The following is a 24062-nucleotide window of genomic DNA, read 5'->3' as shown; positions in this document are numbered from 1 at the left end:
CTTCTCGTTAGTACGAAGTTAGCAACCCTACAATTTTAACATATTGTTGTGTCTTTGTCCGCAAGTAATTTTTGCATAAAAGAAGAATAATTTCTTCAGTCATTCTTGCCCAACTCTCGGTTCTGCATACCCAGTACAATAGAAAAGCCAGTTACTTGCACATACAAATCAATTCTATGAGAGAAAAGCGAGAGTCGCGTGCCAATTTGGAACGATGAGCATTAACGAAGACCCCGCAAAAGTTCTTCGATATCAGCAAATACTTTATTAATATCCTGCTGACCATCAAGAGTACGCAAGTACCCTTTCTCTTCATAAAAAGATAATAATGGTTCTTGCTGTTTGATATTGACATCTAATCTGTTTTGAACGGTTTCAGCGTTATCATCTGCTCTCTGGTAAAGCTCTCCGCCGCACCGGTCGCATTCACCGTCTTTTGCAGGAGGATTGAACACTAGATGATAGGTTGATCCACATTCCTTACAGATACGACGTCCAGTCAAACGCTCCATTAAAATGCTTTTATCAACATTTATATTGATTACATAGTCGATTTTTTTATTTAAATCTACTAGTAAGTTTTCTAATGCATCTGCTTGAGGTACTGTTCTAGGAAAGCCATCAAGTAAGAAGCCATTTTGACAGTCTTCTTTACTCAACCGTTCACGAACGATGCCGATTGTTACTTCATCTGGAACAAGCTCGCCTTTGTCCATGAAGGATTTAGCTTTTAAACCCAGTTCAGTTCCTTCCTTCATTGCTGCACGGAACATATCTCCAGTTGAGATATGAGGGATGCGGTATTGTTCAACAATTTTTTCAGCCTGAGTGCCCTTACCTGCACCAGGTAGCCCCATTAATACTAAATTCACACATATTCCCCCTCGTGCTATATGTGAGGTTTATTGGGGCCCATTAAAGGGTCCCGCAAAACCCTTTTATTTAATAAATCCTTTATAGTGACGTTTAACTAATTGTGCTTCAAGCTGCTTATACGTTTCAAGCGCAACACCGACAACGATCAGCAAGCTAGTGCCGCCAATTTGAGCCGATTGCGGCAGATTCGCAATTTTAATAAATAAAACTGGAAGTACTGCAATAATAGCTAGGAAAATGGCGCCGATAAAAGTTAGACGATATAAAACGCGTGTTAAATATTCCTGCGTGCTCTTACCTGGACGAATTCCAGGGATATAGCCGCTTTGCTTTTGTAAGTTTTCCGCTGCTTGTTCAGGGTTAACTTGGATAAAGGCATAAAAATAAGTAAACGCAATAATTAATGCTGCATAAAGTGTCATCCCGATTGGATGAGAATAATCAAACACTTTCATAATCCAAAGCGTTACATCATTCGTTGGGAAGAAAGATGCAATCGTTCTTGGTGTAACTATAAACGAAACGGCAAAGATTACAGGGATTACTCCGGCTGCATTTACCTTTAATGGCATATGGGTAGACTGTCCGCCCACTGGATTACGTCCAACTGCCATTCTTTTCGCATATTGAATTGGAATTTTCCGAGTTGCCTGCTGGATAAAGATAACACCCACTACAATGGCAATTACTGCTATTGCAATTAGAACAACTGTCACGATACGTAGGAATAATTGCTCGCCTGCATTTTCAAACTGCTGAACATACATTTGATTGATAACATTTGGGATTCCGGCAACAATACCTGCAAAGATGATAATAGAAATACCATTTCCAACACCCTTAGCGGTAACTTGCTCACCTAACCACATTAAGAACGATGTACCTGCAGTCAGCACAACGGCAATTAATAAATACGTTCCAATTCCAGGATTTTCAATCAATTGTCCTTGGGACAAATTGTTAAAGCCATATGACATACCTAATGCTTGGATAAACCCAAGCACAATGGTGAAATATCGAGTGAATTGGGCAAGCTTCCGACGCCCTGCTTCCCCTTGCTTTGACCACTCCGTAAACTTAGGAACTACGTCCATCTGCAGGAGCTGAATAATAATTGAAGCAGTGATATATGGCATAATCCCCATTGCAAAAATAGAGAATTGCTTTAATGCGCCTCCGCCGAATGTATTTAGTACACCGAACACACTTAGCTTATCTTGCGCAGCAAGCACTTCGGCATTTACATTCGGCACTGGAATGAAAGTGCCGATTCGAAATACGACTAACATTAAAAGGGTGAATATGATCTTTCGACGTATATCACCCACGCGCATAAAATTGGAGATTGTCTGGAACATTAGATCACCTCAGTAGTTCCACCGGCAGCTTCGATCGCTTCCTTAGCAGCAGAGGAGAATTTATGAGCTTTAACTGAAAGTTTTTTCTCAACGTTCCCTTTAGCAAGAATCTTGATTCCTGCTTTTTCGTTACTTACCACGCCTGATTCGATAAGAAGTTCTGGAGTAACTTCTGTACCTTCTTCAAAGCGGTTTAGTGCATCAAGGTTAACAACGGCATATTCCTTACGGTTGAAATTGGTGAAACCGCGTTTTGGTAAACGACGGAATAATGGTGTTTGACCACCTTCAAAACCGATACGGACACCGCCGCCAGAACGAGCGTTTTGACCTTTATGACCTTTACCAGCTGTTTTACCTTGGCCAGAACCGATACCACGGCCTAAACGTTTACGCTCATGACGAGAACCTTCGGCAGGCTTTAATTCATGAAGTTTCATATTGGCACCTCCTTATGAAAGAAAACAATGAATTATTGTTCTTTTACTGTTACAAGGTGAGCAACTTTAGTAATCATACCGCGAATAGCAGCGTTATCTTGATGCTCAACTGTTTGATTTAATTTACGTAAACCTAGCGCTTTAACTGTTTCGCGTTGGTCTTGTGGACGACCAATTACGCTGCGGCTGAGGGTAACTAAAAGTTTATTCGCCATTTGATTTCCCTCCTTATCCTAACAGTTCTTCTACTGATTTACCACGTAATTTTGCTACGTCTTCAGCACGTTTTAGTTGTTTTAATCCTTCAACAGTAGCACGTACCATGTTAATTGGAGTGTTTGTTCCTAAAGATTTTGATAGGATATCCTGAACACCTGCTAATTCTAGTACTGCACGAACAGGACCACCGGCGATAACTCCTGTACCTTCAGAAGCAGGCTTTAGAAGTATTTCACCAGCGCCAAAGCGACCAATTACTTGGTGTGGAACAGTTGTTCCGACCATTGGCACTTCTACTAAGTTTTTCTTTGCATCTTCGATAGCTTTGCGGATTGCATCAGGTACTTCCTGCGCTTTACCAGTACCGAAACCGACATGGCCGTTTTTATCTCCCACTACGACAAGTGCAGAGAAACGGAAGCGACGTCCACCTTTAACAACCTTCGCAACACGGTTAACCGTAACTACGCGTTCTTCAAGTTCAAGTTTGTTTGGATCAATGCGACGCATCTAATTTGTCCCTCCTTTGTCTATTAAAATTGTAAGCCGTTTTCGCGGGCAGCATCAGCTAATGCTTGAATACGTCCATGGTAAAGGTATCCTCCACGGTCAAATACGACTGCAGATACTCCTTTTTCTACCGCACGTTTAGCGACTAATTCTCCAACCTTTTGTGCAGCTTCGATGTTGCTAGTTGACTCAAGGCTAAGTTCTTTATCTAATGTAGAAGCACTTGCTAAAGTAACTCCTTTAGTGTCATCGATTACCTGTGCATAAATATGCTGGTTAGAACGAAACACGTTTAGACGTGGACGAGCAGAGGTACCGCTAAGCTTCGCACGAACACGAGCGTGTCTTTTACGGCGAGTAGCGTTTTTATCTTGCTTCGTAATCATTTACGTCACTCCTTTCGTTTACTTATGCGGCATTACTTACCTGTTTTACCTTCTTTACGACGAACGAATTCGCCTTCGTAACGGATTCCTTTGCCTTTATAAGGCTCTGGAGGACGAACTTGACGGATATTGGCTGCTAATGCACCAACACGTTCTTTGTCAGTACCTTTAATGGTAATTTTTGTATTTGCAGGAACTTCAATTTCAAGGCCTTTTTCAGGTTCGATTTCAACTGGATGAGAGTATCCAACGTTTAAGACAAGCTTGGTACCTTGCTTTTGGGCACGATAACCAACCCCGATCAACTCTAATCTCTTTTCGAAGCCTTTAGAAACACCTTCGACCATATTTGCGAGTACCGCACGAGTTGTACCGTGCAATGCGCGGTGTTCTTTCACATCTGATGGACGAGTGATAGTTACAAGATTCTCTTCAACATTGATTGTAATATCTGGATTAAAAGAACGAGTCAGCTCGCCTTTTGGTCCTTTAACAGTAACAGTGTTGTTATTCACAGCAACTGTTACACCTGCTGGGATTTCAATAGGTTTTTTTCCTACGCGAGACATTTAGTGCACCTCCATTCATTCAAAAAATCTCTTACCAAACGTATGCTAAAACTTCTCCGCCGATTTGTTTAGCACGAGCTTCCTTATCAGTGATCACACCTTGTGAAGTAGAAACTAGCGCAATACCAAGTCCATTTAAAACACGCGGAACTTCGTTAGATTTTGCATAAACGCGAAGACCAGGCTTGCTTATACGCTTCAATCCAGTAATAACACGTTCGTTATTTGCACCGTATTTTAAGAAAATACGAATGATACCTTGTTTATTGTCTTCGATATATTCCACATCACGGATGAAACCTTCGCGCTTTAGAATTTCAGCGATTTCTTTTTTGATATTAGAAGCAGGTACTTCTAATTTCTCGTGACGCACCATATTCGCATTACGAATGCGAGTAAGCAAATCAGCAATTGGATCTGTCATGACCATTGTTTTTTACCTCCTTCCACAAACTCTAGTTTTACCAGCTAGCTTTTTTAACACCAGGAATTTGTCCTTTATATGCTAATTCACGGAAACAAATACGGCAAAGCTTAAATTTACGATATACAGAGTGTGGACGGCCACAGCGTTCGCAGCGTGTGTACTCTTGTACTTTGTATTTAGGCGTGCGCTTTTGTTTCGCAATCATTGACTTCTTAGCCACGTTTTCGCCTCCTTATTTAGCGATTACTTTTGGAACGGCATTCCGACTTGAGTTAACAATTCACGAGACTCTTCATCAGAATTTGCAGTTGTTACGATAACGATATCCATACCACGGATCTTGCTTACCTTATCGTAATCAATCTCAGGGAAAATTAGCTGTTCTTTAATACCTAATGTATAGTTGCCGCGACCGTCAAATGCTTTTTTAGAAACACCACGGAAGTCACGTACACGTGGTAAAGAAACAGAAACTAACTTATCAAGGAATTGATACATACGCTCACCGCGAAGAGTGACTTTTGCACCAATTGGCATTCCTTCACGAAGACGGAAACCAGCGATAGATTTTTTCGCACGAGTTACTAAAGGCTTCTGGCCAGTGATCAATGCTAATTCTTCAACAGCGTTATCAAGAGCTTTAGCGTTTTGAACTGCGTCACCAACACCCATGTTAATAACGATTTTCTCAATCTTAGGTACTTGCATAACAGATTTATAGTTGAACTTGCTCATAAGAGCAGGAGTGATTTCTTTTACATATTTTTCTTTTAGGCGGTTCATTGAGTGTACCTCCCTTCTTCTTTAGACTATTTATCTAATAATTCACCGGATTTAGCTACTCGGACTTTCTTGCCATCAACCGATTTGTAACCTACACGTGTAGGGTTACCTGTTTTAGGATCGATAGGCATTACATTTGATACATGAATTGGAGCCTCGAAGCTGATAATGCCGCCCTGTGGGTTTGCTTGTGAAGGTTTAGCGTGTTTTTTCACGATGTTCACGCCTTCTACAAGAACACGGCTTTCTTTAGGATAAGCAGCCAGGATTGTACCTGTTTTGCCTTTATCCTTACCAGAGATCACTCTGACCTTATCACCTTTTTTTACATGCATCCGTAAGCACCTCCTTAAAGGCAATTGGAATTTATAATTATAGTACTTCTGGAGCTAGAGAAACAATCTTCATAAAGTTATTGTCGCGAAGTTCGCGGGCAACTGGTCCAAAGATACGAGTACCACGTGGGCTCTTATCTTCTTTAACAATTACACATGCATTTTCATCAAAACGGATGTAGGACCCGTCAGGACGGCGGACACCGCTCTTTGTACGAACAACAACAGCCTTAACAACATCACCTTTTTTAACAACGCCACCAGGTGTTGCTTGTTTCACTGTACAAACGATAATATCGCCGATGTTAGCCGTTTTGCGGCCAGAACCACCAAGAACTTTAATGGTAAGCACTTCACGAGCACCAGAGTTGTCAGCAACTTTCAAACGTGATTCTTGTTGAATCATGTGTGTAACCTCCCTTCGGAAAAACTATCTCCGAACAATTAAATAATAACTGCTTTTTCTACTACTTCAACTAAACGGAAGCGTTTTGTAGCTGAAAGTGGGCGAGTTTCCATAATACGTACGATGTCGCCAACTTTTGCTTGGTTTTGCTCATCATGAGCCTTGTACTTTTTAGAGTACTTTACGCGTTTACCGTAAAGGGGATGCTTTTTGTATGTTTCGACAAGAACAGTTACAGTCTTATCCATTTTGTCAGAAACAACGCGTCCAGTGTAAACCTTGCGCTGGTTACGTTCACTCATCACTCGTGAACCTCCTTTCGGATTTTACTTATTAACGCTGATTTCTCTCTCGCGAATCACAGTTTTCATGCGGGCGATTGATTTGCGTACTTCACGGATACGAGCTGTATTTTCAAGTTGTCCAGTCGCCAATTGAAAGCGAAGGTTGAAAAGCTCTTCTTTTAAAGTTTTTACTTTTTGTTCAATTTCAGCAGTGGTAAGGTCACGAATTTCATTAGCTTTCATTTGATTCACCACCAATTTCTTCACGTTTTACAAACTTACATTTTACAGGAAGTTTGTGTGCAGCAAGACGAAGAGCCTCACGAGCGATTTCCTCAGGAACGCCGGCGATTTCAAACATGATTTTTCCAGGCTTAACTACTGCAACCCAGCCTTCAGGTGAACCTTTACCGGAACCCATCCGTACTTCTAGAGGCTTTGCAGTATATGGCTTGTGAGGGAAAATTTTAATCCAAACTTTACCGCCACGTTTCATGTAACGAGTCATAGCACGACGAGCAGCTTCGATTTGACGGTTTGTAACCCAGGAAGCTTCCAATGATTGCAGACCGAATTCACCAAATGATACTTCAGTACCGCCTTTTGCGTTTCCACGCATGTTACCACGATGTTGACGGCGGAATTTTACGCGTTTTGGCAATAACATGATTATTTGCCTCCTTCCCCAGTTTTCTTCTTAGTAGGAAGGATCTCTCCACGATAGATCCATACTTTTACACCAAGTTTACCGTAAGTAGTATCAGCTTCTGCTGTAGCGTAGTCGATATCGGCGCGAAGTGTATGAAGTGGAACAGTTCCTTCGCTGTAATGTTCTGAACGAGCGATATCGGCACCACCAAGACGACCGGATACCATTGTCTTAATACCTTTAGCACCAGCACGCATAGCACGTTGAATTGCTTGTTTTTGTGCACGGCGGAAAGATACGCGGTTTTCTAATTGACGAGCAATGTTTTCAGCAACTAACTTCGCATCAACATCAGCTTTCTTGATTTCAAGAATGTTGATATGAACACGTTTGCCAGTTAATTGGTTTAATGCTTTACGAAGTGATTCCACTTCAGTACCGCCTTTACCGATTACCATACCAGGCTTCGCTGTATGGATTGTAACGTTAACGCGGTTCGCAGCACGTTCGATTTCAACTTTAGACACAGAAGCATCTTTTAAGCGCTTCGTGATGTATTCACGAACCTTAATGTCTTCGTGTAAAAGATCAGCAAAGTCTTTACCTGCGTACCACTTAGATTCCCAATCACGGATGATTCCGATACGCAAACCGACTGGATTTACTTTTTGACCCACAGCTTATCCCTCCTTCTTCTCTGATAAAACGATTGTAATGTGGCTTGTGCGCTTGTTGATTTGGCTTGCACGGCCCATAGCGCGTGGACGGAAACGTTTTAAGGTTGGACCTTCATCAACGAATGCTTGGGAAACAACCAAGTTATTTACGTCCATTTCATAATTGTGCTCAGCATTTGCCATAGCGGATTTTAAAACTTTTTCAACAACTGGAGAAGCAGCCTTCGGAGTCAGATTTAAAATCGCCACCGCTTCACCAACTTGCTTTCCTCGAATTAAATCGACGACTAAGCGGACTTTACGAGGAGCAATACGGACTGTTCTTGCAACAGCTTTAGCTTGCATTGGGATGCCCTCCTCTCTTAACGTCTTGTTTTCTTATCATCGTTACCATGACCTTTGTAAGCACGTGTTGGAGCAAATTCTCCAAGCTTGTGTCCTACCATGTCTTCAGTAACATACACAGGCACATGTTTACGGCCATCATAAACGGCGATCGTATGACCGATAAATTGTGGGAAAATCGTAGAACGACGAGACCAAGTTTTAATTACTTGCTTCTTATCGGATTCATTTAATTTTTCTACCTTAACCATTAAATGATCATCAACGAATGGTCCTTTTTTTAAGCTGCGACCCATGAATGAACCTCCCTTCGTGAGTGGTCTACGGCTCTGTCTTTGAACCGTAGTTCAATCACGTTATTTTTTACGACGACGAATAATAAGTTTGTCGGATTTGTTTTTCTTCTTGCGAGTTTTGTAACCAAGAGTTGGTTTACCCCAAGGAGTCATTGGAGACTTACGTCCGATTGGTGAACGTCCTTCACCACCACCGTGTGGGTGATCGTTAGGGTTCATAACAGATCCGCGGACAGTTGGGCGTTTGCCTAACCAGCGAGAACGACCAGCTTTACCGATTTTAATAAGTTCATGTTGTTCGTTTCCTACTTGACCGATAGATGCACGGCATTCAGAAAGAATCATGCGAACTTCACCAGAAGTTAAACGTACAAGTACGTATTTTCCTTCTTTACCAAGTACTTGTGCGCTTGTTCCAGCAGAACGAACTAACTGGCCGCCTTTGCCTGGTTTTAATTCGATGTTGTGTACTACAGTACCAACAGGAATATTTGCTAATGGAAGTGAGTTACCTACTTTAATATCTGCCTCAGGGCCAGACATTACTTCCATGCCTACTTCAAGATTTTTAGGAGCTAAAATATAACGCTTTTCACCATCAACATAGTTGATTAGTGCAATGTTTGCAGAACGGTTTGGATCGTATTCGATAGTGGCAACGCGTCCAGGAATGCCATCTTTGTTACGTTTAAAGTCGATTAAACGATATTGACGCTTATGGCCGCCACCTTGATGACGAACAGTTAACTTACCTTGGTTGTTACGGCCGCCTTTGCTCTTTAATGGAGCTAAAAGTGATTTTTCTGGAGTGTTTGTTGTGATTTCAGCGAAATCAGAAACAGTCATCCCACGACGTCCGTTAGAGGTAGGTTTGTACTTTTTAATCGCCATTTTATTTCCCTCCTCTTATATTAGATTCTAGCTTTCAAAGAATTCGATTTCTTTGCTGTCAGCAGTTAGTTTAACAATTGCCTTGCGGCGTTTGTTTGTATAACCGCCAAATTTACCCATACGCTTGAACTTACCTTTGTAGTTCATGATGTTGACTTTATCAACTTCTACGCCAAAGATTTCTTCGACAGCATCTTTAACTTGAGTTTTATTAGCCTTAACATCCACTTCAAAAGTATATTTCTTTTCAGCCATTAGGTCAGTAGAACGTTCAGTGATAACGGGGCGCTTAATGATATCGCGTGCATCCATTATGCAAGCACCTCCTCTACTTTTTCAACCGCTGCTTTAGTCATGATTAATTTATCATGATTTACAACGTCTAATACGTTGATTCCATCAGCAGTTACAACTGTCACACCAGGAATGTTGCGAGCAGATAATGCTACGTTTTCATCAAGGTCAGCTGTAACGATTAATGCTTTTTTCTCAACAGAAAGACCATTTAAAACAGCTTTGAAGTCTTTTGTTTTTGGAGCATCGAACGCTAAGCTTTCAAGTACTAACATTTTTTCTTCTAGAACTTTAGAAGATAATGCTGATTTGATTGCTAAACGACGAACTTTTTTCGGTAATTTATAGCTGTAGCTGCGTGGTTGTGGACCAAAAACAGTACCACCTCCGCGCCATTGTGGAGAACGGATAGACCCTTGACGAGCACGACCTGTTCCCTTTTGACGCCATGGCTTACGGCCGCCGCCGGCTACCTCAGAACGATTTTTAACTTTATGAGTACCCTGACGTAAAGAAGCTCTTTGCATGATGATTGCTTCAAATAATACGTGTTGGTTAGGTTCAATACCAAATACGGATTCGTTTAACTCGATTTCACCAACTTGTGAACCGCTTTGGTTAAATAATGCTACTTTCGGCATTCCTATGTTCCTCCTTTCTTATGAAGTGATTATGCTTTAACCGCACCCTTGATTTTTAGTAATGCTTTTTTCGCACCTGGAACGTTACCTTTGATTAAAAGGAGATTACGCTCAGTGTCAACCTTAACGATTTCAAGGTTTTGTACAGTAACTTGCTCTCCACCCATGCGTCCAGGTAATAATTTACCTTTGAATACACGGTTCGGAGCAACTGGTCCCATTGAACCAGGACGACGATGGTAACGAGAACCGTGAGCCATTGGGCCGCGAGATTGTCCGTGGCGCTTGATAGAGCCTTGGAAACCTTTACCCTTTGAGATTCCTGTTACATCTACTAAATCGCCAGCAGCGAAAATATCAACTTTGACTTCTTGACCAACTTCATAGCCTTCTAAGTCACCCCCGCGGAATTCGCGAACGAAGCGCTTAGGAGCAGTATTTGCTTTTGCAGCATGGCCCTTTTCGGGTTTGTTAGCTAACTTTTCACGCTTATCTTCAAAACCTACTTGAATAGCCTCGTAGCCATCAGTTTCAGCAGATTTCTTTTGAAGAACAACGTTTGGAGCTACCTCAACTACTGTTACAGGAATTAAGTTTCCATTCTCTGCAAATACTTGAGTCATACCAATCTTTCTTCCTAAGATTCCTTTGGTCATGTAAGTCACACCTCCTAATTTTGTATGAATTTATTTGATTATAATTTGATTTCGATATCTACACCGGATGGTAAATCTAATCTCATTAAAGCATCAACTGTTTGTGGAGTTGGATTAACGATGTCGATTAGACGCTTATGTGTCCGCATTTCAAATTGCTCACGAGAATCTTTGTACTTGTGAACCGCACGAAGAATCGTATATACAGATTTTTCAGTCGGAAGCGGAATCGGACCAGACACTGCTGCACCTGAACGTTTTGCTGTTTCAACGATTTTTTCTGCAGATTGATCAAGGATTCTGTGATCATATGCTTTTAAGCGGATACGAATTTTTTGTTTTGCCATTATTTTCCCTCCTTTATTCGCCTATTTTCAAAATAGACATTTCTCAGTGAGAATTTCCCTAACACAGCGCCATGGCAAAGCGGCCGGGTGTGTCAGCAACCTCCCACATCATCGCAGTCAAAGACCAACATTGTCTATTATACATAAAACCTAAAGCAAACGCAACAGTAATTACGATTTTTTTTAGTCTTATGTCCTGAACACTTTTATTATTATAAAGGCTGTTATACATGATTTCAAGACATAATATTAATCTCCAGTAATCTCCTAAATTTATTGGGTTTAAACATTTATATTTATATAGAAGAAACTCGGAATATTTTTAAAGAACAATATAAAAAGCAGCTGGATCGTCACCCAGCTGCTTCTGTTATTTTGATTATTCAATGATTGTAGTGATTGAACCTGAACCTACAGTACGTCCACCTTCACGGATAGAGAACTTAGTACCTTCTTCAATCGCAACTGGAGCGATAAGCTCAACAGTCATTTCTGTGTTATCGCCAGGCATGATCATTTCAGTACCTTCTGGAAGAACAATGATACCAGTGATATCAGAAGTACGGAAATAGAATTGTGGGCGATAGTTTGAGAAGAATGGAGTATGACGTCCACCTTCTTCTTTAGATAATACGTAAACTTGTGCTTTGAACTTTGTGTGTGGAGTGATGGACTTTGGCTTAGCCAATACTTGTCCACGCTCGATTTCTTCACGTGCTACACCACGAAGAAGGGCACCGATGTTGTCACCAGCTTCAGCAAAATCAAGAAGCTTACGGAACATTTCTACACCTGTTACAGTTGTAGATTTTGGCTCTTCAGTGAAACCAACGATTTCAACTACGTCACCAACTTTAACTACGCCACGCTCAACACGTCCTGTAGCAACTGTACCACGGCCAGTGATAGAGAATACATCCTCAACTGGCATCATGAATGGCTTATCAGTGTCACGAGTTGGGTTTGGAATGTAGCTGTCAACAGCATCCATAAGTTCAACGATTTTTTCTTCCCATGCAGCATCGCCTTCTAATGCTTTAAGAGCAGAACCCTTGATAACCGGAGTGTCATCGCCAGGGAAATCGTATTCAGATAAAAGATCACGAATTTCCATTTCTACTAATTCAAGTAATTCTTCGTCATCAACCATATCACACTTGTTCATGAATACAACAAGGTAAGGTACGCCTACCTGACGAGAAAGAAGGATGTGCTCACGAGTTTGTGGCATTGGACCATCAGTTGCAGATACAACAAGGATACCGCCGTCCATTTGTGCAGCACCAGTGATCATGTTTTTAACATAGTCAGCGTGTCCTGGGCAGTCAACGTGTGCATAGTGACGTGCATCTGTTTCATATTCAACGTGTGCAGTAGAGATTGTGATACCACGTTCTCTTTCTTCTGGAGCACCATCAATTTGATCGTATGCACGAGCTTCAGCTTTACCTTGCTTAGCAAGTACAGAAGTGATTGCAGCAGTTAAAGTAGTTTTACCATGGTCAACGTGTCCGATTGTACCAATGTTAACGTGTGGCTTTGAACGGTCGAATTTAGCTTTTGCCATTTGGAAAATCCTCCTTTGGATTATAAAAATTAAGTATATTTAAGCGGAAACTGTAAAGGGGTAGACCCCGTTTCACAGTTTCCATTCTTACATAAGTAGTTATACTTTAAAGATAAGTAAAAATCAATTACTCACCTTTATTTTTTTTGATGATTTCTTCAGAGACTGATTTAGGTACTTCTTCGTAGTGGTCAAAGTGCATAGAGAATACTCCACGACCTTGTGTACTAGAACGAAGTGCAGTTGCATAACCAAACATTTCTGATAGAGGAACCATAGCACGGACAACTTGTGCGTTACCACGAGCTTCCATACCTTCAACACGTCCACGACGTGCAGTGATTTGTCCCATAATGTCACCAAGATACTCTTCAGGGATTACCACTTCTACCCTCATCATTGGTTCAAGAATTACAGGGCTACACTTAGATGCTGCATTTTTAAGTGCCAATGAAGCGGCAATTTTAAACGCCATTTCAGAGGAGTCAACATCATGGTATGAACCATCAAACAGTCTAGCTTTAATGTCAACTAAAGGATATCCAGCAAGTACTCCTCGCTCAAGAGCATCCTCTAGACCAGCTTGAACAGCAGGGATGTATTCACGAGGAACAACACCACCGACAATACCATTCTCAAATTCGAAGCCTTTTCCTTCTTCGTTTGGTGAGAACTCAATCCAAACGTGTCCGTATTGACCGCGTCCACCAGACTGACGAGCAAACTTACCTTCAACTTGTGCAGAAGCACGGAATGTTTCGCGGTAAGCAACCTGCGGTGCACCAACATTAGCTTCAACTTTGAATTCACGACGCATACGGTCAACGATGATATCTAGGTGAAGCTCACCCATACCAGCGATGATTACTTGTCCAGTCTCCTGGTCAGTATGTGCACGGAAGGTCGGATCTTCTTCTTGCAGCTTTTGCAGAGCAGTTGTCATTTTGTCTTGGTCAGCTTTTGATTTAGGTTCAACTGAAAGCTGGATTACTGGCTCTGGGAATTGCATAGACTCTAGGATAACAAGGTTTTTGTCGTCACATAGAGTATCACCAGTTGTTGTATCTTTCAAACCTACTGCTGCTGCAATATCACCGGCATAAACCTTTGAGATTTCTTGACGGCTGTTTGCATGCATTTGCAGGATACGTCCGATACGTTCACGCTTGCCTTTAGTTGAGTTCTGAACATATGAGCCAGACTCTAAAGTACCAGAGTAAACGCGGAAGAACGTTAATTTACCAACATAAGGGTCTGTCATAACTTTAAATGCAAGAGCTGAGAATGGCTCTTCATCACTTGAGTGACGCTCGATGATTTCCTCTTCATCATCCACAGCATGACCTTTGATTGCCGGTACATCTAATGGAGATGGGAGGTAATCAATAACTGCATCTAACATTAATTGAACACCTTTGTTTTTGAAAGCTGATCCACAGATAACTGGATAAAATTCAACGTTAACAGTACCTTTGCGGATTGCGGCTTTCAACTCTTCTTTAGAGATTTCCTCTCCGCCAAGGTATTTTTCCATTAACTCTTCATCAAGTTCTGCTACTGCCTCAACTAATTTCTCATGGTATTCTTCAGCTTGTGCACGGTATTCTTCTGGAATTTCACGAACTTCAATATCAGTTCCTAAGTCATTGCCATAGAATACAGCATTCATTTCAACAAGGTCAATGATAGCTGAGAATTGATCTTCAGCACCGATTGGCAACTGAATTGGATGAGCATTCGCTTGCAAACGATCATGTAATGTTTTTACAGAATACAGGAAGTCTGCACCGATTTTGTCCATCTTGTTTACGAATACTACACGTGGTACTCCGTAAGTTGTTGCTTGACGCCAAACTGTTTCAGTTTGCGGTTCAACACCCGACTGAGCATCTAGAACAGCTACCGCACCATCAAGTACACGAAGTGAACGTTCTACTTCAACAGTGAAGTCTACGTGCCCTGGAGTGTCGATGATGTTAACACGGTGGCCTTTCCATTGTGCAGTTGTTGCAGCGGAAGTGATTGTGATTCCGCGTTCTTGTTCTTGCTCCATCCAGTCCATCTGAGATGCACCTTCATGTGTTTCACCGATTTTATGAATTTTACCAGTGTAATAAAGGACGCGCTCAGTGGTAGTCGTTTTACCGGCATCGATGTGAGCCATGATGCCGATATTACGAGTGTTTTCTAAGGAGAACTCTCTTGCCATTGGGTCTTTCTCCTTCCTAGTAGAAAGTTTTTATATTTGAAGGTTAGATTACCAACGATAGTGAGCAAACGCTTTGTTTGCTTCAGCCATTTTGTGTGTATCTTCACGTTTCTTAACAGAAGCACCAGTGTTGTTAGCTGCATCCATGATTTCGTTTGCTAAGCGCTCTTCCATTGTTTTTTCACCGCGAAGACGCGCATAGTTTACTAACCAGCGAAGACCAAGGGTTGTACGGCGGTCAGGACGCACCTCAACTGGAACTTGGTAGTTAGCACCGCCGACACGGCGTGCTCTTACTTCTAGAACTGGCATGATATTTTTCATTGCTGCCTCGAATACTTCCATAGGTTCTTTTCCAGAACGTTCGCGGATTGTATTAAATGCAGAGTAAAGAATTTCTTGAGATTTACCTCTTTTACCGTCAATCATCATTTTGTTGATAAGACGAGTAACTAATTTTGAATTGTAAAGTGGATCTGGTAACACGTCTCTCTTTGCTACAGGACCTTTACGTGGCATGCTTTTTCCTCCTTTCAAAGAAGCTTCTATTTAGTATGATTATTTCTTAGCTGCTTTTGGTCTCTTAGTACCATATTTTGAGCGGCCTTGCATACGGTTGTTAACACCAGCTGTATCAAGTGCTCCACGTACGATGTGATAACGTACCCCTGGTAAGTCTTTTACACGTCCGCCACGGATAAGAACGACACTGTGTTCTTGAAGGTTGTGGCCGATACCAGGAATGTAAGCTGTCACCTCAATACCATTAGTCAAGCGTACACGAGCATATTTACGTAACGCTGAGTTTGGTTTCTTCGGAGTCATTGTACCAACACGAGTACATACCCCGCGTTTTTGTGGTGAAGATACATTTGTTTGTGATTTTTTGAAGCTGTTATAACCTTTATTTAGCGCAGGTGATTTTGATTTCTCAGTCGTAGACTGACGTGGTTTGCGCACTAATTGGTTAATTGTAGGCATGTTATTTCCTCCCTTCGTTAATTGTAAGCCCACACATCCAGGTGGTTCATTTTTTTGCAAAAAACAAAGTTTTTGCAGAATGCTCTATCTACAAAAACAGTTTTTAACGGATAATGGCTACAGCTGCTGCACCAACTTGAATTCCACATGCTTTGCCGAGCTTTTTCATGGAATCTACATATTGAACAGGAACATCTAAATCGCTGGCTGTTGTTACCACCTGGGCCGTTACTTTTTGATCAGCATCTGCCGCGATAATCAGCTCTTCGACTTTCCCTTCCTTCAGTGCTTTCACTGTTTGTTTTGTCCCTATAATAAAATTCTTCGCCTGTAATACTTTTTCATAAGACATGACTGCTATCCTCCAAAGTATCAGGTGTATAGGAGCACCTTTGATATAGTAACATCTTATAATATAGATGTCAACAAAACATTTAAATATTTTTCTTAAAATAGAGGCTGACTAAGGTCAGCCTCTTACATTTATTTAATCAATTGTTACTGGTTCTTCTGAGGTTGTATCCCGAAGGACTGGCTCTGCTTTGCGGTAGCGCTGCATACCTGTTCCGGCAGGAACCAGTTTTCCGATGATGACATTCTCTTTTAAACCAAGCAATTCATCACGCTTGCCCTTAATTGCTGCATCGGTAAGAACTCTTGTTGTTTCTTGGAACGATGCTGCAGACAAGAATGAATCTGTTTCAAGAGATGCTTTGGTAATACCAAGTAATACAGGACGCCCTGTTGCAGGTATCTTGCCGTTTAGTAATGCGGATTCATTGGCATCCGTAAACTGGTGAATGTCTAGTAGTGTACCTGGTAATACATCTGTATCTCCAGCCTCACTGACACGCACTTTACGGAGCATTTGACGGACCATAACCTCAACGTGCTTATCGCCAATTTCAACACCCTGCATCCGGTAAACCTTTTGCACTTCACGAAGCAGGTATTCCTGAACGGATATTACATCTTTCACCTTAATCAGTTCTTTTGGATCGATGGATCCTTCGGTTAATTCCTGACCTCGTTCAATTCGGTCTCCCACAGCAACTTTCAGACGGGCAGTATACGGAGCAGTGTAATTGCGCTGCTCTACCTCACCTTGGACTACAATTTCATGCTGGCGGTCGCGGCCTTCGTTAATACTGATGACCACACCATCAATTTCAGATATAACCGCTTGGCCTTTAGGGTTACGCGCTTCGAAAATTTCCTGAATACGCGGCAAACCTTGGGTAATATCGTTACCCGCAACACCGCCGGTATGGAATGTACGCATTGTTAACTGTGTTCCTGGCTCACCGATAGACTGAGCGGCAATAATACCAACCGCTTCACCCACTTCAACTTCTTGACCGGTTGCAAGGTTTCTGCCGTAACATTTTTTACATACACCATGGCGGGTATTACATGTAAATGCCGAACGGATTTTAACTTCTTCAATTCCAGCCTCCACAATGACAGTAGCAAGGTCTTCTGTAATTAGGCCATTTTCTGGTACAAGGATTTCCTTTGTTTCAGGATGCTTAATAGGCGTACGAGCATATCGGCCAATTAAACGCTCTTCGAGTGGTTCAATAACCTCGGTACCATCCTTTAATGCTCGGATGCTAAAGCCGCGGTCTGTTCCGCAATCATCTTCACGGACAATAACGTCTTGTGCAACATCAACGAGACGACGGGTTAAGTAACCTGAGTCAGCTGTCTTAAGCGCCGTATCAGCAAGACCTTTACGGGCACCGTGAGTGGAAATAAAGTACTCTAATACTGTTAATCCTTCACGGAAACTTGATTTGATTGGCAACTCGATAATACGTCCAGCCGGGTTGGCCATCAGACCACGCATACCAGCTAACTGTGTAAAGTTAGAGGCGTTACCACGGGCACCGGAGTCACTCATCATGAAGATTGGGTTAGTCTTATTCAAGGATTTCATCAATTTACCTTGAATAGTATCCTTCGCCTGGCTCCAAATAGAGATGACACGGTCATAACGCTCATCCTCTGTAATTAAACCACGTCTAAACTGTTTAGTAACATTATCAACCTTAGCCTGCGCATCATGGAGAATTTGCTCTTTCTCTTTAAGTACGACGATATCGGCAACACCAACAGTAATACCGGCTTTAGTTGAATATTTGAACCCTAAATCCTTCATGCGGTCGAGCATTTTGGATGTTTCGGTAATTTTGAAACGCTTGAATACTTCCGCAATGATATTACCAAGAATTTTCTTCTTAAACGGATCAATCAAAGGCATATTTTTAATCTTTTCTTTGATATTCTCGCCTTTTTCAACAAAGTACTTAGCAGGTGTTTCAACCTCTAAATTGTGTTTAGTTGGTTCATTGATATAAGGGAATGATTTAGGAAGAATCTCATTAAACACAAGCTTACCAACGGTTGTGATTAACAGCTTGTTGTTTTGTTCTTCTGTAAAAGTCTCATTTCCTAATTTGCCTGCATTAACAGCAATCCTTGTATGCAGGTGAACATAGCCATTTTGATAGGCAAGAAGGGCTTCGTCCGTGTCATTAAACACCATGCCCTCACCAACTGCACCTTCTCTTTCAAGGGTTAGATAATAGTTTCCTAATACCATGTCCTGTGAAGGAGTAACAACCGGTTTACCGTCTTTAGGGTTTAAGATGTTTTGGGCAGCAAGCATCAAAAGGCGCGCTTCAGCCTGAGCTTCAGATGAAAGCGGAACGTGTACAGCCATCTGGTCACCGTCAAAGTCAGCATTATATGCCGTACATACAAGCGGGTGAAGACGAATGGCACGACCCTCAACCAATGTTGGTTCGAATGCCTGAATCCCCAAGCGGTGCAGCGTAGGGGCACGGTTTAAAAGAACCGGATGCTCCTTAATGACGTCTTCAAGCACATCCCAAACATCAGGGGATACTCTCTCGATTTTCCGCTTTGCTGATTTAATATTATGGGCTAATCCCTTTTCAACAAGCTCCTTCATCACAAATGGCTTAAATAACTCTAGAGCCATTTCCTTAGGAAGCCCGCATTGATACATTTTTAGATTTGGGCCTACGACGATAACAGAACGTCCGGAATAGTCAACACGTTTTCCGAGCAAGTTTTGACGGAAACGTCCTTGTTTACCTTTTAACATATGAGAAAGCGACTTCAACGGACGATTACCAGGTCCTGTTACAGGACGACCGCGGCGGCCGTTATCAATTAAAGCATCTACCGCTTCCTGAAGCATCCGCTTTTCGTTTTGAACGATAATGCTAGGAGCTCCTAAATCTAATAAACGCTTTAATCGGTTATTACGGTTAATAACACGTCGGTATAAATCGTTTAAGTCAGACGTTGCGAATCTTCCGCCATCCAATTGAACCATTGGACGAAGCTCTGGAGGAATGACCGGAAGAACATCCAACACCATCCAGGAAGGTTCATTTCCTGAGTTACGGAATGCTTCCAAAACCTCAAGGCGTTTAATGGCACGTGTACGGCGCTGTCCTTGAGCTGTTTTAAGTTCTTCTTTCAACCCGTCAACTTCTTTATCTAAATCGATATCTGAAAGAAGTTTTTTGATGGCTTCTGCACCCATGGATGCTTGGAACTTATTACCATACTTTTCGCGATAAGCACGATATTCTTTTTCTGATAAAAGCTGTTTCTTTTCAAGTGCTGTGTCACCGGATTCTGTCACTACATATGAAGCAAAGTAAATAACTTCTTCAAGTGCTCTTGGTGACATGTCTAGTACAAGTCCCATTCGGCTTGGAATGCCTTTAAAATACCAAATGTGTGAAACTGGTGCTGCAAGTTCAATATGACCCATTCGCTCGCGGCGGACCTTTGCACGGGTAACTTCAACACCGCATCGGTCACAGACAACACCTTTATAGCGGACACGCTTGTATTTACCGCAATGACATTCCCAGTCCTTTGTCGGACCAAAAATTCTTTCGCAGAATAAACCGTCCTTTTCTGGCTTTAACGTACGATAGTTAATGGTTTCAGGTTTCTTAACTTCACCGAATGACCATGAGCGGATTTTATCTGGTGAAGCTAGACCTATTTTCATGTACTCAAAATTATTAACGTCCAGCAAGGGGCCTACCTCCCTATTTATGTCCAGGTTTTACCCTTAAATGCAAATGCATATAGAAAAGAAAAGCGCACTTATGCTATAGCTAGTTTGTTGCCGGAGCTATTTTTTTAAGTGCGCTTTTGCTAAAATGGATTACTCTTTTGAACCTACTTTTTCCGATTCAAAGCTTGGCGCATCAGGAACAATGTTTAAAGTGTCGACTTGCTGTAAGTCCTCTTCATCTTCCATATCACGCATTTCAATCTCTTCTTCATCGCCCGATAAGATCTTCACATCCATACCTAAGCTTTGAAGCTCTTTAATTAATACTTTAAATGATTCAGGAACACCTGGTTCTGGAACATTTTCGCCTTTTACAATGGCTTCATATGTCTTTACACGACCTACAACATCGTCTGATTTAACAGTCAGGATTTCCTGAAGAGTGTAAGCTGCACCGTATGCTTCCAGTGCCCATACCTCCATTTCACCGAAACGCTGTCCGCCGAACTGAGCTTTACCGCCAAGCGGCTGCTGTGTAACAAGAGAGTATGGTCCGGTAGAGCGGGCATGCAATTTATCGTCAACCATGTGCGCCAATTTAATCATATACATGACACCGACAGACACACGGTTATCAAATGGTTCGCCTGTACGGCCGTCATAAAGGACTGTTTTGGCATCGCGGGCCATTCCGGCTTCTTCAATCGTTGCCCATACATCTTCCTCACGGGCACCGTCGAATACCGGAGTAGCCACATGGATTCCTAATTGTCTTGCCGCCATACCTAAATGAAGCTCAAGCACCTGACCGATATTCATCCGTGATGGCACCCCTAATGGGTTTAACATGATATCAACAGGTGTACCGTCCGGCAGGAATGGCATATCCTCTTCCGGCAAAATTCTTGAGATAACCCCTTTGTTCCCGTGGCGTCCCGCCATTTTATCGCCTGCGGAAATTTTCCGCTTTTGAACGATATAGACACGGACTAACTGATTAACGCCTGGAGGGAGTTCATCTCCATCTTCACGGTTAAAGACTTTAACATCCAGAACAATACCGCCCCCGCCGTGTGGAACACGAAGAGAAGTATCACGGACTTCACGAGCCTTTTCACCGAAGATAGCATGTAAGAGACGTTCTTCAGCGGTCAATTCTGTTACCCCTTTTGGTGTAACTTTACCAACTAAAAGGTCTCCGTCTTTTACTTCTGCACCAATTCTTATGATTCCACGTTCATCGAGATTTCTTAATGCATCTTCACCGACGTTCGGAATATCACGAGTAATTTCCTCTGGGCCAAGCTTTGTATCACGAGATTCAGATTCATATTCCTCGATATGAATAGAAGTATAGACATCGTCTTTTACAAGACGCTCACTCATGATAATCGCATCTTCATAGTTGTATCCATCCCAATTTAGGAATGCAACAAGAACGTTTCTTCCTAACGCTAATTCGCCAAGCTCCATAGATGGACCATCAGCAAGAATTTCACCTTTTTTGACACGATTGCCAACAGCCACAATCGGACGCTGGTTATAGCATGTTCCTTGGTTGGAACGGATAAATTTCAACATCCGGTATTTATCAAGGTCACCTTTAACCTCTTGACCATCGATCTCTTTCACACGACGCACCCATACCTGACGGGCTTCAACGTGTTCCACAATACCATCATGCTTACAAACAACCGCTGCACCGGAGTCTTTTCCGGATACATATTCCATGCCGGTACCAACTCTTGGCGCCTCAGGCTGCATTAATGGAACCGCCTGACGCTGCATGTTTGCACCCATAAGTGCACGGTTGGAGTCGTCATTTTCAAGGAACGGAATACATGCCGTTGCCGCTGAAACAACCTGCTTTGGTGATACGTCCATATAATCGACCCGGTCGCGTTTAACGACAGTGTTCTCACCACGGAAGCGTGCAATAACATCTTCATCAAGGAAGGAACCATCTTCACCAAGACGGGCATTTGCCTGAGCGACAACATAATTGTCCTCTTCATCGGCTGTTAAATAATCGATTCGGTCTGTCACATTACCTGTATCAGGATCAACACGGCGGTATGGTGTTTCTATAAATCCAAAGCGATTAACTTTTGCATAGCTTGATAGTGAGTTAATCAAACCAATGTTTGGACCTTCCGGTGTTTCAATCGGACACATCCGGCCATAGTGAGAGTAGTGAACGTCACGAACTTCCATTCCAGCGCGTTCACGAGTCAAACCGCCCGGTCCAAGCGCTGATAGACGGCGTTTGTGGGTTAATTCCGCAAGCGGATTCGTTTGATCCATGAACTGGGATAACTGGGAGCTTCCAAAGAATTCTTTAATGGAAGCAATAACTGGACGTATATTGATTAACTGCTGCGGCGTAATCGTTGCTGTATCCTGTATGGACATCCTTTCACGAACAACGCGCTCCATCCGGGACAATCCAATTCGGAATTGGTTTTGCAAAAGCTCGCCAACTGAACGAAGACGTCTGTTCCCCAAATGGTCGATATCATCTGTATCTCCTACTCCGTGCAGCAAATCAAAGAAGTAGCTGATCGACGCAATAATATCGGCAGGAGTGATATTTTTAATTGGCTCTGCCACATAGGCATTACCTAACACATTAATAACTTTTTCATTTTCATCGCCAGGAGCGTATATCTTGATGCCCTGCATAATGATTTCTTCTTCCACCACACCACCAACAGGGTTGTAGCTTCTGAAATTGACGTTTTTCTCAAGTGCAGGCAGGATTCTGTCCAGATTTCTTCTATCCAAAACAGTTCCCTTTTCTGCAATGATTTCACCTGTTTCAGGGTCTGCCAACGTTTCCGCTAAGCGCTGATTAAATAGGCGGTTTTTAATATGAAGCTTTTTATTAATTTTATAACGGCCAACATTAGCCAAATCATAACGTTTCGGATCAAAGAAACGAGAAATCAATAAATTCTTCGCATTTTCTACAGTCGGAGGTTCACCTGGACGAAGACGTTCGTAAATCTCAAGTAACGCTTTATCAATACCTTCCGTATTATCTTTTTCAAGCGTGTTGCGGAGATACTCATTATCACCAATCAAATCAAGAATTTCTTGATCAGAGCCAAAACCAAGTGCACGCAAAAGAACCGTAACGGGCAGCTTCCGAGTACGATCTATTCTGACATATACGACATCCTTGGCATCTGTTTCATATTCAAGCCATGCGCCGCGGTTCGGAATGACAGTAGCCGTGTAGCCCTTTTTTCCGTTTTTATCAGTTTTTCCGCTGAAATAAACGCTCGGTGAGCGCACCAGCTGCGAAACAATAACGCGTTCCGCACCATTAATAACAAAAGTGCCGGTTTCCGTCATTAACGGAAAATCACCCATGAATACATCTTGATCCTTTACTTCGCCTGTTTCCTTGTTTACAAGACGTACTTTGACACGCAATGGAGCAGAATATGTAACGTCCCGTTCTTTTGATTCTTCTACAGAATACTTTGGATCGCCAAGACTGTAATCAATAAATTCCAGTGATAGGTTACCCGTAAAATCCTCAATTGGTGAAATATCCTGGAACATTTCACGCAATCCCTCATCAAGAAACCACTGATAAGAAGAGGTTTGGATTTCAATAAGGTTTGGTAACTCTAAAACTTCACTGATTCGTGCGTAACTCCTCCGCTTCCGGTGGCGTCCATACTGAACTAGTTGACCTGTCAACTGATTCACCCCTCAAATCAAGCGTAATTTAAAATCTATGCAAATCTTTTGAGCAGAGCTTTATAGCCCTATCCAAAAGACAAAAAGAAAAAGGGTTTTTTCCCAAAAACCGCATTTTCACATTTTGACTATTATT

30 protein-coding genes are annotated in these 24062 nt (G+C 42.1%); all 30 read right to left on the bottom strand.

Annotated features, from left to right (window positions below; translation table 11 throughout):
• Positions 1-221: 221 nt before the first annotated feature.
• The 30 genes from ACZ5AE_RS00810 to rpoB all read right to left on the bottom strand — a co-directional run bounded on the left by ACZ5AE_RS00810 (position 222) and on the right by rpoB (position 23926).
• Entirely contained in the window at positions 222-872 is a 651-nt protein-coding gene (locus tag ACZ5AE_RS00810; RefSeq protein ID WP_464568600.1) for an adenylate kinase, read from the bottom strand.
• A gap of 66 nt (positions 873-938) precedes the next feature.
• A complete protein-coding gene (secY, locus tag ACZ5AE_RS00805) occupies positions 939-2234 on the bottom strand; it encodes a preprotein translocase subunit SecY (protein ID WP_464568598.1) in 1296 nt (431 codons plus the stop codon).
• Positions 2234-2674, bottom strand: a complete 441-nt coding sequence (gene rplO / locus ACZ5AE_RS00800; protein ID WP_464568596.1) for a 50S ribosomal protein L15 — start codon at positions 2672-2674, stop codon at positions 2234-2236. Before rplO ends, secY begins: the two co-directional genes overlap by 1 nt.
• Before the next feature lie 32 nt (positions 2675-2706).
• Positions 2707-2889: a 50S ribosomal protein L30 gene (rpmD, locus tag ACZ5AE_RS00795; protein ID WP_213121069.1), complete on the bottom strand. Its 183-nt coding sequence runs from the start codon at positions 2887-2889 to the stop codon at positions 2707-2709.
• A gap of 13 nt (positions 2890-2902) precedes the next feature.
• On the bottom strand, positions 2903-3403 hold the full coding sequence (gene rpsE, locus ACZ5AE_RS00790; RefSeq protein ID WP_213121070.1) for a 30S ribosomal protein S5: 501 nt from the start codon (positions 3401-3403) through the stop codon (positions 2903-2905).
• 23 nt (positions 3404-3426) lie between these two features.
• The gene (gene rplR / locus ACZ5AE_RS00785) at positions 3427-3789 is read right to left on the bottom strand and encodes a 50S ribosomal protein L18 (RefSeq protein ID WP_464568593.1); all 363 of its coding nucleotides are present in this window, start codon (positions 3787-3789) and stop codon (positions 3427-3429) included.
• Positions 3790-3821: 32 nt separating this feature from the next.
• On the bottom strand, positions 3822-4358 hold the full coding sequence (gene rplF / locus ACZ5AE_RS00780) for a 50S ribosomal protein L6 (protein ID WP_464568591.1): 537 nt from the start codon (positions 4356-4358) through the stop codon (positions 3822-3824).
• A gap of 31 nt (positions 4359-4389) precedes the next feature.
• Positions 4390-4788: a 30S ribosomal protein S8 gene (gene rpsH / locus ACZ5AE_RS00775; protein ID WP_464568589.1), complete on the bottom strand. Its 399-nt coding sequence runs from the start codon at positions 4786-4788 to the stop codon at positions 4390-4392.
• A 31-nt stretch (positions 4789-4819) separates the two neighbouring features.
• Positions 4820-5005, bottom strand: coding sequence for a 30S ribosomal protein S14 (gene rpsN / locus ACZ5AE_RS00770; RefSeq protein WP_009499044.1), 186 nt, complete (start codon positions 5003-5005; stop codon positions 4820-4822).
• 23 nt (positions 5006-5028) lie between these two features.
• A complete protein-coding gene (rplE, locus tag ACZ5AE_RS00765) occupies positions 5029-5568 on the bottom strand; it encodes a 50S ribosomal protein L5 (protein WP_464568587.1) in 540 nt (179 codons plus the stop codon).
• 26 nt (positions 5569-5594) lie between these two features.
• On the bottom strand, positions 5595-5903 hold the full coding sequence (gene rplX, locus ACZ5AE_RS00760; protein WP_213121075.1) for a 50S ribosomal protein L24: 309 nt from the start codon (positions 5901-5903) through the stop codon (positions 5595-5597).
• A gap of 37 nt (positions 5904-5940) precedes the next feature.
• Complete coding sequence (rplN, locus tag ACZ5AE_RS00755; RefSeq protein WP_038538479.1) at positions 5941-6309, bottom strand: 50S ribosomal protein L14; 369 nt, start codon at positions 6307-6309, stop codon at positions 5941-5943.
• Positions 6310-6347: 38 nt separating this feature from the next.
• On the bottom strand, positions 6348-6611 hold the full coding sequence (gene rpsQ, locus ACZ5AE_RS00750) for a 30S ribosomal protein S17 (RefSeq protein ID WP_066321295.1): 264 nt from the start codon (positions 6609-6611) through the stop codon (positions 6348-6350).
• A 24-nt stretch (positions 6612-6635) separates the two neighbouring features.
• Positions 6636-6836: a 50S ribosomal protein L29 gene (gene rpmC / locus ACZ5AE_RS00745; protein WP_464568583.1), complete on the bottom strand. Its 201-nt coding sequence runs from the start codon at positions 6834-6836 to the stop codon at positions 6636-6638.
• Positions 6826-7260, bottom strand: coding sequence for a 50S ribosomal protein L16 (gene rplP / locus ACZ5AE_RS00740; protein ID WP_464568581.1), 435 nt, complete (start codon positions 7258-7260; stop codon positions 6826-6828). Before rplP ends, rpmC begins: the two co-directional genes overlap by 11 nt.
• A 2-nt stretch (positions 7261-7262) precedes the next feature.
• Positions 7263-7919, bottom strand: coding sequence for a 30S ribosomal protein S3 (gene rpsC, locus ACZ5AE_RS00735; RefSeq protein WP_213121078.1), 657 nt, complete (start codon positions 7917-7919; stop codon positions 7263-7265).
• 3 nt (positions 7920-7922) lie between these two features.
• On the bottom strand, positions 7923-8264 hold the full coding sequence (gene rplV, locus ACZ5AE_RS00730; protein WP_213121079.1) for a 50S ribosomal protein L22: 342 nt from the start codon (positions 8262-8264) through the stop codon (positions 7923-7925).
• Between the two features lie 17 nt (positions 8265-8281).
• The gene (gene rpsS, locus ACZ5AE_RS00725) at positions 8282-8560 is read right to left on the bottom strand and encodes a 30S ribosomal protein S19 (protein WP_213121080.1); all 279 of its coding nucleotides are present in this window, start codon (positions 8558-8560) and stop codon (positions 8282-8284) included.
• 60 nt (positions 8561-8620) lie between these two features.
• Positions 8621-9451 carry a 50S ribosomal protein L2 gene (gene rplB / locus ACZ5AE_RS00720; RefSeq protein ID WP_464568578.1) on the bottom strand — a complete coding sequence of 277 codons (831 nt, stop codon included), beginning with the start codon at positions 9449-9451 and terminating at the stop codon, positions 8621-8623.
• 27 nt (positions 9452-9478) lie between these two features.
• Positions 9479-9763, bottom strand: coding sequence for a 50S ribosomal protein L23 (rplW, locus tag ACZ5AE_RS00715; RefSeq protein WP_249367016.1), 285 nt, complete (start codon positions 9761-9763; stop codon positions 9479-9481).
• The gene (gene rplD, locus ACZ5AE_RS00710) at positions 9763-10386 is read right to left on the bottom strand and encodes a 50S ribosomal protein L4 (protein WP_464568575.1); all 624 of its coding nucleotides are present in this window, start codon (positions 10384-10386) and stop codon (positions 9763-9765) included. The genes rplW and rplD overlap by 1 nt, the downstream gene beginning before the upstream one ends.
• 29 nt (positions 10387-10415) lie before the next feature.
• Entirely contained in the window at positions 10416-11042 is a 627-nt protein-coding gene (rplC, locus tag ACZ5AE_RS00705; protein ID WP_464568573.1) for a 50S ribosomal protein L3, read from the bottom strand.
• A gap of 38 nt (positions 11043-11080) precedes the next feature.
• Complete coding sequence (rpsJ, locus tag ACZ5AE_RS00700) at positions 11081-11389, bottom strand: 30S ribosomal protein S10 (RefSeq protein ID WP_007085291.1); 309 nt, start codon at positions 11387-11389, stop codon at positions 11081-11083.
• 379 nt (positions 11390-11768) lie between these two features.
• A complete protein-coding gene (gene tuf / locus ACZ5AE_RS00695) occupies positions 11769-12956 on the bottom strand; it encodes an elongation factor Tu (protein WP_464568571.1) in 1188 nt (395 codons plus the stop codon).
• 127 nt (positions 12957-13083) lie between these two features.
• Positions 13084-15165, bottom strand: coding sequence for an elongation factor G (gene fusA / locus ACZ5AE_RS00690; protein ID WP_464568569.1), 2082 nt, complete (start codon positions 15163-15165; stop codon positions 13084-13086).
• A gap of 48 nt (positions 15166-15213) precedes the next feature.
• Positions 15214-15684, bottom strand: a complete 471-nt coding sequence (rpsG, locus tag ACZ5AE_RS00685) for a 30S ribosomal protein S7 (protein ID WP_213148274.1) — start codon at positions 15682-15684, stop codon at positions 15214-15216.
• A 39-nt stretch (positions 15685-15723) separates the two neighbouring features.
• Complete coding sequence (gene rpsL, locus ACZ5AE_RS00680; RefSeq protein WP_213121087.1) at positions 15724-16146, bottom strand: 30S ribosomal protein S12; 423 nt, start codon at positions 16144-16146, stop codon at positions 15724-15726.
• 103 nt (positions 16147-16249) lie between these two features.
• Positions 16250-16498, bottom strand: a complete 249-nt coding sequence (locus ACZ5AE_RS00675) for a 50S ribosomal protein L7ae-like protein (RefSeq protein WP_464568566.1) — start codon at positions 16496-16498, stop codon at positions 16250-16252.
• 135 nt (positions 16499-16633) lie between these two features.
• Positions 16634-20233 (bottom strand): DNA-directed RNA polymerase subunit beta', encoded by a 3600-nt coding sequence (gene rpoC, locus ACZ5AE_RS00670; RefSeq protein ID WP_464568564.1) that lies wholly within the window; start codon positions 20231-20233, stop codon positions 16634-16636.
• A gap of 132 nt (positions 20234-20365) precedes the next feature.
• Positions 20366-23926: a DNA-directed RNA polymerase subunit beta gene (gene rpoB / locus ACZ5AE_RS00665; RefSeq protein WP_464568562.1), complete on the bottom strand. Its 3561-nt coding sequence runs from the start codon at positions 23924-23926 to the stop codon at positions 20366-20368.
• Between the last annotated feature and the right edge of the window lie 136 nt (positions 23927-24062).

Source organism: Neobacillus sp. S1227 (genome assembly GCF_055385255.1).
The sequence above is the reverse complement of the archived record's forward strand: the minus strand, read 5'-3'. Positions and strand labels throughout refer to the sequence as shown.

Bases quoted from the DNA above. Each gene is read 5' to 3' on its own strand.
- secY (WP_464568598.1), bottom strand. From the start codon at position 2,234: ATGTTCCAGACAATCTCCAATTTTATGCGCGTGGGTGATATACGTCGA.
- rplO (WP_464568596.1), bottom strand. From the start codon at position 2,674: ATGAAACTTCATGAATTAAAGCCTGCCGAAGGTTCTCGTCATGAGCGT.
- rpmD (WP_213121069.1), bottom strand. From the start codon at position 2,889: ATGGCGAATAAACTTTTAGTTACCCTCAGCCGCAGCGTAATTGGTCGT.
- rpsE (WP_213121070.1), bottom strand. From the start codon at position 3,403: ATGCGTCGCATTGATCCAAACAAACTTGAACTTGAAGAACGCGTAGTT.
- rplR (WP_464568593.1), bottom strand. From the start codon at position 3,789: ATGATTACGAAGCAAGATAAAAACGCTACTCGCCGTAAAAGACACGCT.
- rplF (WP_464568591.1), bottom strand. From the start codon at position 4,358: ATGTCTCGCGTAGGAAAAAAACCTATTGAAATCCCAGCAGGTGTAACA.
- rpsH (WP_464568589.1), bottom strand. From the start codon at position 4,788: ATGGTCATGACAGATCCAATTGCTGATTTGCTTACTCGCATTCGTAAT.
- rplE (WP_464568587.1), bottom strand. From the start codon at position 5,568: ATGAACCGCCTAAAAGAAAAATATGTAAAAGAAATCACTCCTGCTCTT.
- rplX (WP_213121075.1), bottom strand. From the start codon at position 5,903: ATGCATGTAAAAAAAGGTGATAAGGTCAGAGTGATCTCTGGTAAGGAT.
- rplN (WP_038538479.1), bottom strand. From the start codon at position 6,309: ATGATTCAACAAGAATCACGTTTGAAAGTTGCTGACAACTCTGGTGCT.
- rpsQ (WP_066321295.1), bottom strand. From the start codon at position 6,611: ATGAGTGAACGTAACCAGCGCAAGGTTTACACTGGACGCGTTGTTTCT.
- rpmC (WP_464568583.1), bottom strand. From the start codon at position 6,836: ATGAAAGCTAATGAAATTCGTGACCTTACCACTGCTGAAATTGAACAA.
- rplP (WP_464568581.1), bottom strand. From the start codon at position 7,260: ATGTTATTGCCAAAACGCGTAAAATTCCGCCGTCAACATCGTGGTAAC.
- rplV (WP_213121079.1), bottom strand. From the start codon at position 8,264: ATGCAAGCTAAAGCTGTTGCAAGAACAGTCCGTATTGCTCCTCGTAAA.
- rpsS (WP_213121080.1), bottom strand. From the start codon at position 8,560: ATGGGTCGCAGCTTAAAAAAAGGACCATTCGTTGATGATCATTTAATG.
- rplB (WP_464568578.1), bottom strand. From the start codon at position 9,451: ATGGCGATTAAAAAGTACAAACCTACCTCTAACGGACGTCGTGGGATG.
- rplW (WP_249367016.1), bottom strand. From the start codon at position 9,763: ATGGATGCACGCGATATCATTAAGCGCCCCGTTATCACTGAACGTTCT.
- rplD (WP_464568575.1), bottom strand. From the start codon at position 10,386: ATGCCGAAAGTAGCATTATTTAACCAAAGCGGTTCACAAGTTGGTGAA.
- rplC (WP_464568573.1), bottom strand. From the start codon at position 11,042: ATGACCAAAGGAATCTTAGGAAGAAAGATTGGTATGACTCAAGTATTT.
- rpsJ (WP_007085291.1), bottom strand. From the start codon at position 11,389: ATGGCAAAACAAAAAATTCGTATCCGCTTAAAAGCATATGATCACAGA.
- tuf (WP_464568571.1), bottom strand. From the start codon at position 12,956: ATGGCAAAAGCTAAATTCGACCGTTCAAAGCCACACGTTAACATTGGT.
- fusA (WP_464568569.1), bottom strand. From the start codon at position 15,165: ATGGCAAGAGAGTTCTCCTTAGAAAACACTCGTAATATCGGCATCATG.
- rpsG (WP_213148274.1), bottom strand. From the start codon at position 15,684: ATGCCACGTAAAGGTCCTGTAGCAAAGAGAGACGTGTTACCAGATCCA.
- rpsL (WP_213121087.1), bottom strand. From the start codon at position 16,146: ATGCCTACAATTAACCAATTAGTGCGCAAACCACGTCAGTCTACGACT.
- ACZ5AE_RS00675 (WP_464568566.1), bottom strand. From the start codon at position 16,498: ATGTCTTATGAAAAAGTATTACAGGCGAAGAATTTTATTATAGGGACA.